This is a genomic window from Stenotrophomonas sp. 22385, from assembly GCF_052045085.1.
In the GTDB taxonomy this organism is placed as follows: Bacteria; Pseudomonadota; Gammaproteobacteria; order Xanthomonadales; family Xanthomonadaceae; genus Stenotrophomonas.
Map to the genome: position 1 here is coordinate 270,054 of NZ_JBQEOG010000006.1, position 14,557 is coordinate 284,610.

Consider the following 14,557-nt stretch of genomic DNA (forward strand, 5'->3'; position numbering starts at 1 on the left):
AGGCCACCGTCTTCATCGGGACGTCCATTGTGCCACGCCTGTCCAGCCCCTCAGCCGGGTGATCGCGCCGCTTGTGCCAATCGCATTCCCCGGCTAGAATCTGCGCCCCTGCAGCGTCAATGCAGCAGGTCCGGAGAGGTGTCCGAGTGGTTGAAGGAGCACGCCTGGAAAGTGTGTAAGCGTCTAAACCGCGCTTCGGGGGTTCGAATCCCCCTCTCTCCGCCAGACAAACGCAAAAGGCCGCCCCCAGGGGCGGCCTTTTGCGTTTGCCTGGCGGCGATCGGGGACGAGAAGCACCGGACGGGACGCGGGAGACTCGATGGGGTCGGTGCCGACAGGTATCTCCCCCTTCCATTGCCATGCGTCTGGGCGACGCGTTGGCGACGGTGACCCGGAACCGCTTCTAAGATCGGCGGCAGGTTAGTATCCTCCCAATGACTCGACCCATTGCCCACCTGACCTTTGCTGCCTGGATCGCGAGTTCCATGCTGCTCGTCGCAGGGTGCGCGCGTTCAGAGCTTGATTTCACGCCTCCGCATCGCACGCAGATGGCGTGTGCGCACGAGGGTGACTCGCAACGTCCCATGATTCTGATCGTTGATACAGGTTCAAGCGAGGTGATCTGGGCAAATGGCGAGGGAACGCCCCGCGGCAGTCTGCACGTCACGAAGTATTCCTATGCGCTGGAATTCAGATCACGCTCCGGCGCCTTGGTATCCAGTGCGCGAATCAATCGATTCGATGGCCGAATGGAGCGCGAGGTCGGCCAGGCTCCATTCTTCGCTCCGGGCCATCCCCGCCCCGGGAACCATAGGCAATCGCTGCTCTGCGAGCAGCAAGTGTTGAAGCAGAAGGTCTAGCATGCCCGCCATTTCCGATGGAACCGTGATAGCGGTGCTGACTGGCGACATCGTCAATTCCACGCGCATGGATGCTGGCGTTCTCAGCGACGTAAGGCATTTGTTGACCCATGCAACGCGAAAAGCGAGCAGCTGGTCCCGATCCGGCCTCGCCGGCCCGGAATTCTATCGGGGCGATGCTTGGCAACTGGCGGTTGGGAACCCCTGCCACTTTCTAAGAATGGCAATCTGGCTCAAGGCCCATCTTGCCGCTTCGGACTTGAACGCTCAGACACGCATTGCAATTGGGTTGGGAGCGTTTGAAGTGCTCCATGATCGAGCAGTTTCTCTGTCAACCGGCGAAGCATTCATCCGCTCCGGGCATGCCTTGGAAGAGATGGGGAAGCGCAAGGGAATGCTGCTGGCAGCCTCGGGGCGTCTTTCGAGAATGCCCTGGCTACCCGCCCAAGTGACCGTCTGCGACTTCATTGCTTCCCGATGGACACGGGGCCAAGCCGAGGTAGCTATTTCACTTCTTTCGCCAGATGCGCCCTCTCAGATCGAAGCGGCCAAGAACCTGAACAAGCCCCAGCAATCTGTGAGCCGCGTGTATCGAGACGCCGGCCTCTATGCGCTGCTCGAAGTCCTTGAACTGGTTGAAAAAAGCATAGATGAGTCGCTGCACGACAAAACAAACAACCTAATTTAGTTGTTTTTGAAAAAACAACTGAATTTTGATGTACTGACTGATACCGCGATATTTCGTTGTATCTCACCTGGCACAGTGCTCACTCCTGCACAGCCCTGCACTACGGGGGCATCCAAGCGAGAAGACAAATGCTGGAAACATTCCTCGCCCTGGTCACGGCACACCTTCTCGCAGACTTCCCGCTGCAATCCAAAGCGCTTCTTTCCAAGAAGAAAAACCCGTTCTATCTCCTACTGCATGTAGCAATCGTGACGATTGCCACAGCATTGCTCGCCGGAACTTACGATCCACGTGTGCTGATGGCAGTAGCCTTGAGCCATGCCGCAATGGACTACATCAAGACGCATCATTTAGATGACGGAATAAAGCCATTCGCATTGGACCAGATCGTCCATCTCCTCGTCATCGCCGGCCTGTCAGTCTGGCTACCAAAAACTGTCGCAGACGGATGGCTAGGAACCATGAGCGCCCCCGCGCAGCTGGCCGCCTTTCAGGTCATGATCCTGGCATCTGCAACCATTGCGAGCGTGGGCATGGGAGGAGTGGTGACAGCCAAGCTGCTCAAACAGTTCGAGCCGAAACGTACTTGTACATCCAGCACGACATCCGATGACCTAGGCTTGCCCGGGGGTGGCGAGTACATTGGCTGGTTGGAGCGCGGATTGACGCTGCTTTTCATGCTGATTGGGCAACCCGAGGGGATAGGCCTGATGCTTGCCGCGAAATCAGTATTGCGATTTTCCGATCAGAGTGCTCGAGCACATTCGGAGTACGTGATCATCGGCACATTACTCAGCTTTGGCTGGGCCATCCTCTGCGGCGTAGTTGCTAAGGCCGCCTTGGCCCACTGGTCGTAGCGTTCGAGCCAGGAGTGTGGCGACATGGCTCTACAATGGGGTTCACGTTCCGATGCCCATCGCCCATGCCCGACTGCTGCGGCTGCGGAAAAATCGTCGACGTTGCCGCCCTCCAGGCGAAGCAGCGCCGGGTCCTGCGCGTCGTGCTGGCGATCAACCTCGCCACCTTTGTAATGATGGCGGCCGCTGCCTGGTGGAGCCATTCCTCTTCCCTGCTTTCCGGCAGCCTGGACAACCTCGGCGATGCGCTGACCTATGCGATCAGCCTGGTCGTGGTCGGCGCGTCGATGCAGGCCAAGGCGCGGGTGGCGTTGTTGAAGGGGCTGCTGATTCTTGGCGCGGCCATTGCCGTAGCCGTGCAGATCGGCTGGCGGCTCACCCACCCGGCCGTGCCGCTGTTTGAAGGCATGGGCATTGCCGGTGCGCTGAACCTGGCGGCCAATGGCGTATGCCTGTGGCTGCTGAATCCGTTCCGCAACGGCGACGTCAACATGGCCTCAGCGTGGGAATGCTCGCGCAATGATATTTTCGAGGGTGTGGCGGTGTTGCTGGCCGCGCTGGCGGTGTGGGCGTTCGGCGCGGGTTGGCCGGATCTGCTGATCGCAGCGGCATTGCTGGTTATGTTCCTGCGCTCAGCGCTGCGGGTGTTGCGTTCGGCGTGGCGGGAGATGCGGGTTCAGGGGAGCAGTTCTTCGGCGTAGGTCATGCGTCCAAGTGCTGATCAGCAGGGTCGGCAGTTGTTTGGGAACCAACTCTACCAAGTGGCGTTCCGTTTGCTCGTGGCGACGTGATTGGTAGGGTCGCATCCCTATCGACGCCGTGCATGGATGCACAAGTGGTGCGGCCGCAGGATGCGGAAGAGCACCGCCGCCGACGGTGGTCAACGCCCCGGTAGGGCATGACCACCGAACGAAGCAGGCTTTCGCGCTTACGCGCTCGACACCTTCATCAGCACCAGCCCGCTCACGATCAGCACCGCCGCGGCAATGCGCATCGCGCTGACCTGCTCGCCGAGGAACACGATGCCGATCACGAACGCACCGACCGCACCGATGCCGGTCCAGATCGTGTAAGCGGTGCCCAGCGGCAGCGTGCGCATGGCCAACGCCAGCAGCCAGAAGCTGGCGATCATGCCGGCAATGGTGATGATGGAGGGGGTGAGCTTGCTGAAACCGTCGGACTGCTTCATCGCAAACGCCCAGACGATTTCCAGTACACCGGCTGCCAGTAGATAGATCCAGGCCATGAGGCCTCCTTTGATGGGGCCAGGCCGTCCTGGTCGTTTGATGCCCGATGCGGGGGAGGCCGTTCCTCCAGATGTGCGGGCATTCTAGCCGCTGGGGGTCGGGGCGGCGTGAGTTGGACGTTGGGGGCTACATGGGATTCAGCTATCCGTCGGACGCGCGTGGCGTGTGGCTACGCGTGGGGCGGGCATCGGGTGGCTGGCGTTGCTGGCGGCGGTTGGGATAGAATACGTGGCTGCACTGCGGGACCTTGTCCTGCCTGCACACGTCTCTATGGCGGCCCCGTCGGCCCCTCGCGACGCTAGGTCGAAAATCCCGCCAGGGCCGGAAGGCAGCAACGGTATCGATCGACGCGGGCGCCGAGGTCGGCCGGCGGGGCCGTCACCCGTTTGGGCGGCCCATTCCCTGTCTGGATATCAGGCCGCGGGCCTGGGGGCCGTTGGCTCGGCCAGTGCCACGCATTCGCCCGGCACCGCCACGCGATGCCCACGCTGGCGCAGCGCTGCACCGTCGGCGTCGCTCGCGTAGTGATAGAGCACCATCCGCGCCTGCAGTTCCGCGCTGTACTCGCGTTCGAGATCGTCCACGCCGGTATGCGATGGGTTGCCATGCAGGCCGCAGTCGTGCGCGATCAGTTCGTCGTCGGCCGCGTAGCGCGCCAGCATTTCCGGAATCGGGCGGGTGTCGCCGCTCCACACCAGCGCGCCCTGCAGGCGCAGGCCGTAGGCGGTTTCGGGCCAGTGATGGCGCACCGGGAATACTTCCAGGCGCACGCCGTCATGCCAGAACGCCTCGCCCACCACGATCAGCTGGAAGGCATCCCAGAAGTTGGCGCCACCTTCGGCCAGAACGTTGGGGTAATCGGCCACGCGCCGGTGCAGCAGCGGCACCACCGTGGCGGGTACATACAGCCGGATGCGGCCGCGCCGCTGCGGCGAGAAGTAGGCGTCCACGAACAGACGCTCGAAGCCGGCCACGTGATCCAGGTGCACATGGGTCACGAACAGCGCATCGGGCATGCGCCCGTACTGGGCCAGGAAGGCGGTGAGGCCCTCGCCACCGCAGTCGATGGTCAGCCACGGCTGGCCGCCGCGCTCGATCACCGCCATCGGCGAACCCAGCTGCACGGCCGACGCGTTGCCGACCCCCATGAAGCGCAGTGCCCAGTCCATCAGTAGCCCCGGTTCCAGGCCAGGTCGTAGGCCCGGCGCAGCCGTGCGAAGTCCTTCTCGACCTCGTCGTGGCTGCGCTCGCCGCGCAGCTTCACCAGCGACCGGTGCAGCCGCTTGAGGTTGCGCTCGCGCCAGGCGGTGGCCGGGATGCGCTGCACGCCGCGGTCGAAATCGATCAACCAGCCGTGGCCGTTGGCATCGAACAGGATGTTGTGGGCGTTGAGATCGGCATGATCCAGCCCGGCGCGGTGGAAGCGCGCGATCAGCCGGCCGGTTTCCTCCCAGGGCGCGCCCCGCCCCGCCACCAGGGCGCGGTCGGCCAGCGAACGCACGCCTTCCAGGCGCTCCATCAGGATGGCAGCACGGTAGCGCATGCCCTCACGCATGTAGAACGCGGCGATCGGGCGCGGCACCGGCAGCTTCAGCGCGCGCAGCGCGCGCATCAAGCGGAACTCGGCGAAGCTGCGGGTGCGGTTGGCGCCCCGCCACAGGTACTGGTCATGGCTGAGCTTGGCTGCCATGCCGCCGCGCAGGTACTGGCGCAGCACGCAATGGCCGAACGGCGCATCCACGAACCAGGCCCCGCCGCGGCCACCATCGCCGACCGGGCGCGCCCGGTCGCCCCAGTGTGCCGGTGAGAACAGGCTGATCTCGGCTTGCCGCAGCCGTTCGCGGTCGAACAGAATGGCACCCATGCCGCGTCCATCGCGGCAGGGCGTCAGCGCTTCAGTGGCGTCGAATGCGACCATTCCTTCGAGTCTAACAACACCATGGCATCAGCGTCCTCTTCCTTGTGTCTTTTGCGTTTGTCCGCGCTGGGCGACGTCACCCATGTGGTGCCGCTGGTGCGCACCCTGCAGCAGGCACGGCCGGGGACCGAACTGCATTGGATCATCGACAAGGCCGGGCACAAGCTGCTGGACGGCCTGCCGGGCGTGGTGTTCCATGCCTACGACAAGAAGACCGGGCTGGCCGGCATGCGCGCCCTGCGCGCGTCGCTGCCGCCGGGGCGCTTCGAGGCGCTGCTGCAGATGCAGGTGGCCTTCCGCGCCAACGTGCTGTCGGCATTCGTCCCGGCGGTGCGCCGGATCGGCTATGACAAGGCGCGCTCCAAGGACCTGCACGGTCTTTTCATCAACGAACGCATCCCCGACCGCCCCGGCATCCACGTGCTCGATGCGATCGGCAGCTTCTGCGAACCACTGGGCATCCGCCAGACCGGGGTCAGCTGGGACCTGGCGATACCGCCGGCGGCAGTGGAATGGGCGCAGGCGCAATGGCAGGACGATGGCCGGCCGGTGCTGATGATCTCGCCCTGTTCCAGCCACGTGCGTCGCAACTGGTATGCCGATCGCTACGCTGCGGTGGCCAACCATGCGGTGGCGCGCGGCTGGCGGGTGGTGCTGTGCGGCGGCCGCAGCGAACTGGAACGTGGCATGGCCGACGCCATCCAGGCCCAGCTGAGTGCCCCGGCGCTGGACCTGGTGGGGAAAGACACGCTCAAGCAGCTGCCGCCCCTGTTGGCCCGCGCTGCATTGGTGATGACCCCGGATTCGGGCCCGATGCACATTGCCAACGCGATGGGCACCAAGGTGCTGGGCCTGCATGCGGCCAGCAACCCGCACCGCAGCGGCCCCTATTCCGATCGCCGCTACTGCGTGGACCGCTATGACGACGCGGCGCGGAAGTTCCTGGGCAAACCGGCCAGCGAACTCAAGTGGGGCACCAAGGTCGAGTTCGACGATGTGATGCAGCTGATCACGGTCGAAGACGGCATTGCCGCCTTCGAACGCTACGTGGCCGATCAGCCGCGCCCGCTGTAATCCTTGTAGGACTTCTCTTCGACGTAGACCGAGCCGAGCGCCAGGTTGATGTCCTTCTTGATCCGGGCGCGGGTGTCGTTCTTCTGGTACACGCTGCGCGCCAGGGCGACGAACGCATCATCGAACTCGGCGGCCTGATCCTTGAGGCGGATGTTGTCCTCGATATCCCAGAGCTGCTCGTTGATGTCCTTGAGCTCCACGCGCAGCTTGGCGATGTCCGTGCCGCCGGCCGGATGCGCCATCCACGTCTTCTCCAGCGCACTCAGCTCGGCCCGGATGTTGGCCAGCTTGGCCGGATCGCTGATCCGCTCGGACTTGATCTGCAGGATCGAGATCTTGTCCAGCAACTCACCAAAGGACACAGGAACAGAAATTTCAGCGGTCATGGGAGATGTTCCGTTTTGAATGGCCCCAGTTTAACGAACACAGGGCGAGCGCAGCGTCCGCGCAGCCACCGTTCGCACACCCCAACGCCGTAACAAGCCCCTCTGTTGAGGGGCTGCCCCGACAGGGGCGGGGAGAGGAAGCATCGCGGGGGCAACGGCGCTACGCGCCGTTGCAATCCCCCCCTCTCCGTCAGGCACGCAAAAAAGGCCACCCAATGGGTGGCCTTTTTTGCGTGTCTGGCGGAGAGGGGGGGATTCGAACCCCCGAGGCGCTATAAACGCCTGCCTGATTTCGAGTCAGGTACATTCAACCGCTCTGCCACCTCTCCAGATGGTTCCCGGCGAACCGGGGAGCGAATAATACGGTCAGGAGCCGCCGACGGCAAGCCATTCCGGCGCTCCCGATGAATTTCTTCTGTATCGATGCCTTGCCGGATGTCCGCAGGGCCGCGATCATGCCGTTATCCCTCGGCAATACACTCCTGGCCTGCGCACCTCCATGATCGAATTCGGACACCTGACCCACCCTGGCCTGCGCCGTGACCTCAATGAGGACACCTACTACGGGGACGGAGAGCTGGCATTGTGGCTGGTGGCCGATGGCATGGGCGGGCACGCCTGTGGCGAGGTGGCCAGCGCGCTGGCGCGTGAAACCATCGTGCGCGAGATCCGCCAGGGCGCCACGCTGGCGCACGCGATCCGGGTGGCCGATGAGGAAATCATCCGCACGTCGCGCCGCCGCAATGACAGCCTGCCGATGGGCACCACCGTGGTGGCCGCACGGGTCCATGGCAACCGCTATGAAGTGGCCTGGGTCGGCGACAGCCGTGCCTATCTGTGGCGCGACGGCAAACTGGCACAGCTCAGCCAGGACCACAGCGTGGTGCAGGAAATGGTGGCGCAGGGCAACCTCACGGCCGAAGAAGCGCGCGCGCACCCGCACCGCAACGTGGTGACCCAGGCGCTGGGAGTGACCGATCCCGCGCACCTGAATGTGGCCACCACCGCCGGCGAGCTGCGCCCGGGCATGCAGCTGCTGCTGTGCAGCGACGGGCTGACCGAGGAAGTGGAAGACACCGGCATCGCCCGCACCCTGGCCTACGACGACGCCAGCGCGCAGGAATGCGTGGATACGCTGGTGGCCGCAGCGCTGGATGGCGGCGGTTCGGACAACATCACGGTGATTCTGGTCCGCTGCCATTGATTCAACCGGGTCACGACCAACGGTCGTGACCTACCGGTCATGGGACGAATCGCATCCGGGGGACGGTCGTGTCCGGATGGTAGATCACGACCGTTGGTCGTGATGCCGTTACGCGACGGCCTCTTCCACCTTCGGGCCATCCCAGATGGCATGCCCGGCCTTCTTGCGCAGCTTGGCCAGGCGCGCTTCGTGCGCCTCCCGTTCCGATGCCGTTGCCACCACGCGCGGGCGGGGCAGCAGACGGCTGGTGTCGAAAGCCTGCGCATGGGCGGTGCCCGGGCGGGCGTCATCGGCCGAACCAAAGCCGATCTCTTCCTGCCCGGAGGTCAGGGCGATGTACACATCGCCCAGGATCTGCGCATCGAGCAGGCCACCGTGCAGCTGGCGGTGCGCGTTGTCCACGCCCAGCCGCTTGCACAGCGCGTCCAGTGAGTTGCGCTGGCCCGGATAGCGCTCGCGCGCCATCTTCAGCGTATCGATCACCGTGCAGCGGTCGGTGATCTTTCCGTACTGGTCGCCCAGCAACGACAGTTCGTAATCCAGGAAGCCCAGGTCGAACGCGGCGTTGTGGATGATCAGCTCGGCGCCGTCGATGTAGGCGAGGAATTCTTCGGCCACCTGCGCGAATACGGGCTTGTCCGCCAGGAACTCCAGGGTCAGTCCAGTAACCTCCTGGGCGCCCTGTTCAAACTCGCAGTCCGGCTTGAGGTACTGGTGGAAGTTGTTGCCGCTCGGGCGCCGCTCAAGCAGCTCCACGCAGCCGATTTCGACGATGCGGTTGCCCTTTCGCCATTCCAGGCCGGTGGTTTCGGTATCGAGGATGATCTGACGCATGGGCTTAGTGTACCGGGCCGGCAGCACGGATCCGGATCGCGGCGTCGCGCGCCAGCGTATCCACCCGCTCGTTGTCCGGGTCGCCGGAATGGCCCTTCACCCAGCGCCAGTCGATGCTGTGCTTCTGGGTGGCCGCATGCAGCCGCTCCCACAGGTCGCGGTTCTTGACCGGGTCGCCGCCGGCGGTTTTCCAGTTCTTGCGGATCCAGCCCGGCAGCCACTGGGTCAGGCCTTGGCGCACGTATTGCGAATCGGTGAACAGCACGATCTCGCACGGCTCGGTCAGCGCTTCCAGGCCGGAGATGGCCGCCATCAGCTCCATCCGGTTGTTGGTGGTGTGCGCTTCGCCGCCGCTCAGCTCACGCTCGTGGCCCTTGTAGCGCATCAGCGCGGCCCAGCCACCGGGACCGGGATTGCCGAGGCAGGAACCGTCGGTGTGGATTTCAATCGTTTTCAATACAACTCCAGATCAAGTCGCCACGGTGCCGTGCCAACGGCGTACCGGCAGTGGCGTAGGTCCTGGCAGGGCCAGGGTGCGTTTTTCGGCAGTGAACAGGCAGGCCGCGCGCAGCGCGGCGATGCTGCCGCGCTCGGGGGCGCGGTCGCGCCACATCGGGCCCAGCCAGGCCAGGTCGTCACACGCAAGCCCCGCCCGCTCCAGGCTGTGGCGCAGCCGCTGCGGGGTGCGCACTACCAGCCCGTGCCGGCGCCACTGGCTGCGGAACGGGCTGAACGGATTGAGGGTGGACAGCCACAGGCGCCCACCCGGCATCAGCACGCGCTCGCATTCGACGATGAGATGTTCGGCGTCGCGCGCGGTCACGTGCTGCAGCACGATGGCATTGAAGCTCTCACTCTGGAACGGCAGCGGCAGCGCGCAGGTGACATCGCCGGTGTAGCCGCCTTCGCTGCGGTACAGGCGCACACCCTGCCCGGGCAGCGCGGCCGCCTCCAGCCAGGCCGGGGTCGGCGCGATCCACAACCAGGGGTTCAGTGGGTACGACGCCAGCACCGGTTCAAGCGCCTTCCCCTCCAGCTCACGCAACGCCTGCGCCGGTTCAGTATCAAACCAGGATGCGACGGAAGCTTGACGGGGGCTCGGCGCGGCGGGCATGGTCCAATTCTATGCGACTGACTGCCCTACCCGCATTCGCGGACAACTACATCTGGGCGCTGGTCGCCGACGACGGCCGCGCGATCGTGGTCGACCCCGGCCAGTCTGCCCCCGTACTGGCCGCCGCAGCGCAGCACGGCTGGCACCCGCACACGGTACTGCTCACCCACCACCACGAGGACCATATCGGCGGCGTGGCAGAGCTGCAGGCCCGGTTTCCGGGCCTTGAGGTGATCGCCCCGGACGATCAGCGCATTCCCGGCGCCACGCGCCGGGTGGGCGAAGGTGAATGCATTCAGGCACTGGGGCTGGAGATGCACGTAGTATCCGTGCCCGGACACACCCGGTCGCATATCGCATTTCACAGCGCTGAACATCTTTTCAGTGGCGATGCGTTGTTCAGCCTGGGCTGTGGCCGGATGTTCGAAGGTACGCCACCCCAGCTTCTGGCTTCCCTGCTCAAGCTGGCGTCCCTGCCGCCGCACCTGTTGTTGTGCTGCGGCCATGAGTACACCGTGTCAAATGCCGTCTTCGCGCGGCATGTCGACCCCGCCAACGCCGCGCTAGCGCGACGCCAAGAGGAGGCACTGGCCATGCGCCGCGATGAACGCCCAACGCTGCCCGTAACATTGGCAAGCGAGCTGGAATGCAACCCGTTCCTGCGAACCGATACACCCGCCGTCCGCGCTGCTGTCAGCCAGCATCTCGGTCGCCCCGTCACCGATGAAGTCGATGTCCTGGCGGGTCTGCGGGGCTGGAAAGACGGATTCCGAACATGAGTCGGCGATGGTTGCCGCTCGCGGCAGGCCTGGCGATCGCCCTGGCCGGCACCGCGGGCGCCCAGTCGTTGAGTGCGGGAATGTCGCAGAACGTGGCCGGACTTTCGCAGCTGCCACTGGACCCCGCTGCCCTTCCAGCGCCCTCGGTCCGCAATGGCCAGGAGATCTTCGCCAGTTTCCGCGAGGGTCTGGCCGAACCGACCTGCAATGCCGAGGCCACCAGCCCGCGCTGGCAGAAGCAGTTTGCCCATGCGCCGTCACGCCTGGCCAATCAGGATGACGACGCCCTCGTGCTGTTCGGCTATGTGGTCGAGGAGCTGCGCAAGGCAGACCTGCCTACCGAGTTCGCCCTGATCCCGTTCGTGGAAAGCGGCTATCGGCCAAATGCACGCAATGGCGCCGGACCGGCGGGCCTGTGGCAGTTCATCGCCACCACCGCGAAAAACCATCGCGTTCAGATGACCAGCGGCTATGACGGGCGCCTGTCCGCCGTCGATTCCACCCAGGCCGCGGTGCGCTACCTCAAAACCCTGCATGGGATGTTCGGCGGCGACTGGCGCCTGGCGACCATGGCCTACAACGCCGGCGAGTACCGGGTGCTCCAATCGCTGCGGAAAGCGGGCATGAACGCCCAGAACGCGCGGCCCGCCGCATTGCCGGGGCTCTCGCCGGTAACCTATTTCTACGTTGAAAAGCTGCACGCGCTGGCCTGCGTGCTGGAAGATGCCGAAACCACGCCGGCCGTGATGGCCTCGCTGGACCGCACCGTGCCCGTGCTGAAGGGACATACCCTGCCGGCCGGCACCAGCGTGCAGCAGTGGGCCGCGCAGCGGGCGCTGGACCCGGCGCGCATCGCCCGGCTCAACCCGGCCCTGGCCACCGGCAAAGGCCGTCCCAGCGGCCAGGTGACTGTGCTGGCCCCGGCCACCCACGCACCGGTCGATCCCTCGGTGATGCTGGCCAAGGCCGACGCGCCCGTCTCGGACACGGTCAGCCCGCGTACCGAGACCCAGTTGGCCAGCCGGAGCGTGGCCAGCGCCGATCGCCCGAAGGCACGCCGGCACACCGTGCGCAACGGCGAATCGGCATGGACGATCGCCAAGCGCTACGGGATGCCGCTGAAAGCGCTGCTTTCGCTGAACAACCTCAGCGGCAGCAGTGTGCTCAAGCCCGGCGCGGTGCTGCGCGTCGAGGATTGAGGCGGACAAGGCGTGACAAAAAAAGGCCCGGCATTGCCGGGCCTTTTTTCGTATGCGCTCAGCGAACCCTTAGAGGTTCGCTTCTTCGATCTGCACTTTGTAGTGCTTGCGCATGGCCTGGATGAAGGCCTTGGCCGAGGCCATGCCGTCGACCTGGTCCAGCTGGTCCTTGAACTGCTGCTTCTGCTCGGCCGGCACTTCAGCCAGATTCGGGGGGGTCACCTTGTTGACCGCAAACACCACGTAACGGTCCTGCACGGCGACCTTGCCGTAGCTCGGCTTGCCTTCGGTCGGAGCCGGGGCAGCAAACACGGCGCGGTTGATCTCCGGAGTCGGCACCGGCTGGGTGCGCGGCAGGCCGGGCAGCGGGCTGAGCTGCAGCTTTTCTTCGGCGGCCACGGCCTGCAGGCTCTGCCCGGCCTTGAGCTTGGCCAGCAGCGCGTCGGCGGCCTTGGCCGAGACCTGGCGGTTGCGGTCGGCACGGATCGCGGCAATCACGCCGTCGCGGGCCTTGTCCAGCGGCAACGCCTGTTCCGGGCTGTGGTCGGTCACGCGGATCATCACGCTGTGGTCGGGCGTGATCGCGATCGGGTCGCTCACGGTGCCGTCCTGCACCAGCACATCGGAGAACGCCGCACGCAGCACCGCAGGGTTGGCGGCAATGCCGCTGGCGGTATCGCGGGTGAACGGGCCAATGGTCTGCACCTTCAGCTTCAGCGCATCGGCCGCGCCCTGCAGCGAGGTCGGGTTCTTGTACACCTGGTCGACCAGGCGGCCACTCAGTTCGGAGAACGCGCCTTCGTTGTCGGCCTTGAGCTGCTCGGCGGCAAGCTGGTCACGGACTTCCTCGAACGGACGCTGCTGGCCACCACGGACCTCGCGCAGCTGCAGCACGTGGTAACCGAACTCGGTCTTGACCGGTGCACTCACCTCGCCTGCCTTCATGCCGAACAGCGCATCTTCGAACGGCTTGACCATCGAATCGCGTTCCACCCAGCCCAGGTCACCCCCGGTGGCCTTGGAGCCGGTGTCGTCCGAGTTGGCCTTGGCCAGCGCGGCGAAATCCGCACCCGGCGCCTTGGCCTGCGCAGCCAACGCGGCTGCCTTGGCTTCAGCAGCCTTGAGCTTGGCCGGATCGCTGCCGTCGGCGGCAATCAGGATATGTGACGCAAGGCGGGCCTCGGGCGTGGAGAACCGCGCCTTTTCATCGGCATAGCGCTTGCGCAGCGTGGCCTCGTCGGCGGCAGCCGCCGGCGGCAGGGTGGCCGCGTTGATTTCCACGAACTCCAGCGACACGGTTTCCGGCTGGCGGAAATCCTTCGGATGGCTGTCGTACCACTGCTTGATCTGCGCGTCGGTCACTTCGGCGGTATCGGCCGGCAGTTCGGGCAGCGCGGCGATTTCAACGTCGCGGGTCTCACCCAGCAGCTTCATCAGCCGCTCGGCCTCGGCGCTGGTGACAAAGCCCGATTCCTGCAGCGCCTGCGGAATGATCGACTGCTGCAGGCTTTCGCGCACCAGCGTTTCGAACTGCGCCGGGGTGCGCGGCGGATTGCCGGTGCTCAGTGCCAGGCGGTACTGATCCTGGTTGAACTTGCCATCGGCACCGATGAACGCCGGGATGGAGGCGATGGTGTCGCGCACGGCGGCGTCGCTGATGACGATGCCCGACTGTTCACCTGCCAGGCGCACGACCTGCTCGTCGACCATCTGGTCGAGCACGGCACGCTTGTTTTCGGCGCTTTCGAACTCGCGCGGGTCGAAGTTCTCGCCCTGCTGTTGGCGGGCCTGCTGGCGGGCCTGCTCGAATCGGGTACGGAATTCTTCCGCACTGATTTCATGGTGCTGCCACAGCAGCGACATCGGCCACCACGACGGCGCCGAGCGCCACCAGGTCGGCGGCGCTGCCACCTTGGCAACGTTCTGCGCACCGACACCGCCCAGATAGCTGGAGTCGATCACGAACAGGAACGGAATCATCAGCAGCCCCAGGATCACGGTAACGATCCAGCCCGAGGTCTTGTCGCGAAGTTTCTGCAGCATGGGAAAAATCAAGGCCCGATTGGCGAATCCGGCAGTGTACCCCGCTTCGCGCCACTCCCCAACAGGGGCGCCCGGCAGACGGGCATCGCGCAAAAAAGAAAAGCCCCTGGTCTGCACCAGGGGCCTTCAAGAATTGGCGGAGCGGACGGGACTCGAACCCGCGACCTCCGGCGTGACAGGCCAGCATTCTAACCAGCTGAACTACCGCTCCGCGCTTGAAACTTTGCAGGCGCTCATTATATCCGAAGATATTCAGAAAACCCACCCCGAAGTAATGCTTTTCGAGGATTTTTTGTAACTGGCGGAGCGGACGGGACTCGAACCCGCGACCTCCGGCGTGACAGGCCAGCATTC

Annotated in this window: 16 protein-coding genes, 4 tRNA genes and 1 other RNA gene (1 of these 21 running past the window's edge); 10 read left to right on the top strand and 11 right to left on the bottom strand. The window is 65.0% G+C overall.

Annotated elements, in window-relative coordinates; genetic code table 11:
* Positions 1-132: 132 nt before the first annotated feature.
* The 5 genes from ACTJI4_RS12825 (at position 133) to ACTJI4_RS12845 (ending at position 3,106) form a co-directional block, all read left to right on the top strand.
* Positions 133-225 (top strand) — tRNA-Ser (locus ACTJI4_RS12825).
* A 260-nt stretch (positions 226-485) separates the two neighbouring features.
* Positions 486-860, top strand: a complete 375-nt coding sequence (locus tag ACTJI4_RS12830; protein WP_440869544.1) for a hypothetical protein — start codon at positions 486-488, stop codon at positions 858-860.
* 1 nt (position 861) lies between these two features.
* Positions 862-1,548 carry a hypothetical protein gene (locus tag ACTJI4_RS12835; RefSeq protein WP_440869545.1) on the top strand — a complete coding sequence of 229 codons (687 nt, stop codon included), beginning with the start codon at positions 862-864 and terminating at the stop codon, positions 1,546-1,548.
* Positions 1,549-1,676: 128 nt separating this feature from the next.
* On the top strand, positions 1,677-2,405 hold the full coding sequence (locus ACTJI4_RS12840) for a DUF3307 domain-containing protein (RefSeq protein ID WP_440869546.1): 729 nt from the start codon (positions 1,677-1,679) through the stop codon (positions 2,403-2,405).
* A 65-nt stretch (positions 2,406-2,470) separates the two neighbouring features.
* Positions 2,471-3,106, top strand: coding sequence for a cation transporter (locus tag ACTJI4_RS12845; protein ID WP_440869547.1), 636 nt, complete (start codon positions 2,471-2,473; stop codon positions 3,104-3,106).
* A gap of 227 nt (positions 3,107-3,333) precedes the next feature.
* Here ACTJI4_RS12845 and ACTJI4_RS12850 read toward each other — a convergent pair whose 3' ends face one another.
* On the bottom strand, positions 3,334-3,651 hold the full coding sequence (locus tag ACTJI4_RS12850; RefSeq protein ID WP_339446036.1) for a DMT family transporter: 318 nt from the start codon (positions 3,649-3,651) through the stop codon (positions 3,334-3,336).
* Between the two features lie 280 nt (positions 3,652-3,931).
* Between ACTJI4_RS12850 and ffs the strand changes: the two genes are divergently transcribed.
* Positions 3,932-4,028: signal recognition particle sRNA small type (gene ffs / locus ACTJI4_RS12855), an RNA gene on the top strand.
* A gap of 37 nt (positions 4,029-4,065) precedes the next feature.
* On the opposite strand, the gene ACTJI4_RS12860 is transcribed toward ffs, so the two are convergent.
* Together ACTJI4_RS12860 and ACTJI4_RS12865 are read right to left on the bottom strand one after the other, a co-directional pair.
* On the bottom strand, positions 4,066-4,821 hold the full coding sequence (locus tag ACTJI4_RS12860) for an MBL fold metallo-hydrolase (RefSeq protein WP_392915068.1): 756 nt from the start codon (positions 4,819-4,821) through the stop codon (positions 4,066-4,068).
* Positions 4,821-5,570, bottom strand: coding sequence for a 3-deoxy-D-manno-octulosonic acid kinase (locus tag ACTJI4_RS12865; RefSeq protein ID WP_392915065.1), 750 nt, complete (start codon positions 5,568-5,570; stop codon positions 4,821-4,823). Before ACTJI4_RS12865 ends, ACTJI4_RS12860 begins: the two co-directional genes overlap by 1 nt.
* A gap of 21 nt (positions 5,571-5,591) precedes the next feature.
* Here ACTJI4_RS12865 and ACTJI4_RS12870 point away from each other — a divergent pair, with 21 nt between their 5' ends.
* The gene (locus tag ACTJI4_RS12870; RefSeq protein WP_392915062.1) at positions 5,592-6,644 is read left to right on the top strand and encodes a glycosyltransferase family 9 protein; all 1,053 of its coding nucleotides are present in this window, start codon (positions 5,592-5,594) and stop codon (positions 6,642-6,644) included.
* Here the strand turns inward: ACTJI4_RS12870 and ACTJI4_RS12875 are convergent.
* Together ACTJI4_RS12875 and ACTJI4_RS12880 are read right to left on the bottom strand one after the other, a co-directional pair.
* Positions 6,626-7,030, bottom strand: coding sequence for a DUF6165 family protein (locus tag ACTJI4_RS12875; RefSeq protein ID WP_392915060.1), 405 nt, complete (start codon positions 7,028-7,030; stop codon positions 6,626-6,628). The two genes, ACTJI4_RS12870 and ACTJI4_RS12875, sit on opposite strands and share 19 nt — an antisense overlap.
* Before the next feature lie 238 nt (positions 7,031-7,268).
* Positions 7,269-7,359: transfer RNA gene (locus ACTJI4_RS12880), tRNA-Ser, on the bottom strand.
* A gap of 170 nt (positions 7,360-7,529) precedes the next feature.
* Between ACTJI4_RS12880 and ACTJI4_RS12885 the strand changes: the two genes are divergently transcribed.
* On the top strand, positions 7,530-8,234 hold the full coding sequence (locus ACTJI4_RS12885) for a PP2C family protein-serine/threonine phosphatase (RefSeq protein ID WP_440869548.1): 705 nt from the start codon (positions 7,530-7,532) through the stop codon (positions 8,232-8,234).
* 108 nt (positions 8,235-8,342) lie between these two features.
* On the opposite strand, the gene dnaQ is transcribed toward ACTJI4_RS12885, so the two are convergent.
* From dnaQ to ACTJI4_RS12900, 3 genes are read right to left on the bottom strand one after another with little or no spacing between them, the layout of a single operon-like run.
* A complete protein-coding gene (gene dnaQ / locus ACTJI4_RS12890; RefSeq protein WP_282247398.1) occupies positions 8,343-9,068 on the bottom strand; it encodes a DNA polymerase III subunit epsilon in 726 nt (241 codons plus the stop codon).
* Between the two features lie 4 nt (positions 9,069-9,072).
* On the bottom strand, positions 9,073-9,525 hold the full coding sequence (gene rnhA, locus ACTJI4_RS12895) for a ribonuclease HI (RefSeq protein WP_068849587.1): 453 nt from the start codon (positions 9,523-9,525) through the stop codon (positions 9,073-9,075).
* A gap of 12 nt (positions 9,526-9,537) precedes the next feature.
* Positions 9,538-10,182, bottom strand: coding sequence for a methyltransferase domain-containing protein (locus ACTJI4_RS12900; protein ID WP_440869549.1), 645 nt, complete (start codon positions 10,180-10,182; stop codon positions 9,538-9,540).
* Between the two features lie 11 nt (positions 10,183-10,193).
* On the opposite strand from ACTJI4_RS12900, the gene gloB reads away from it, so the two are divergent.
* Positions 10,194-10,961 carry a hydroxyacylglutathione hydrolase gene (gene gloB / locus ACTJI4_RS12905; protein WP_440869550.1) on the top strand — a complete coding sequence of 256 codons (768 nt, stop codon included), beginning with the start codon at positions 10,194-10,196 and terminating at the stop codon, positions 10,959-10,961.
* Positions 10,958-12,160 carry a transglycosylase SLT domain-containing protein gene (locus ACTJI4_RS12910; protein ID WP_440869551.1) on the top strand — a complete coding sequence of 401 codons (1,203 nt, stop codon included), beginning with the start codon at positions 10,958-10,960 and terminating at the stop codon, positions 12,158-12,160. Before gloB ends, ACTJI4_RS12910 begins: the two co-directional genes overlap by 4 nt.
* A gap of 69 nt (positions 12,161-12,229) precedes the next feature.
* Here ACTJI4_RS12910 and ACTJI4_RS12915 read toward each other — a convergent pair whose 3' ends face one another.
* The 3 genes from ACTJI4_RS12915 to ACTJI4_RS12925 all read right to left on the bottom strand — a co-directional run.
* Entirely contained in the window at positions 12,230-14,203 is a 1,974-nt protein-coding gene (locus ACTJI4_RS12915) for a peptidyl-prolyl cis-trans isomerase (protein WP_392915042.1), read from the bottom strand.
* A 134-nt stretch (positions 14,204-14,337) separates the two neighbouring features.
* Positions 14,338-14,414 (bottom strand) — tRNA-Asp (locus tag ACTJI4_RS12920).
* Between the two features lie 88 nt (positions 14,415-14,502).
* Positions 14,503-14,557, bottom strand: a tRNA-Asp gene (locus ACTJI4_RS12925) (it continues 122 nt past the right edge of the window).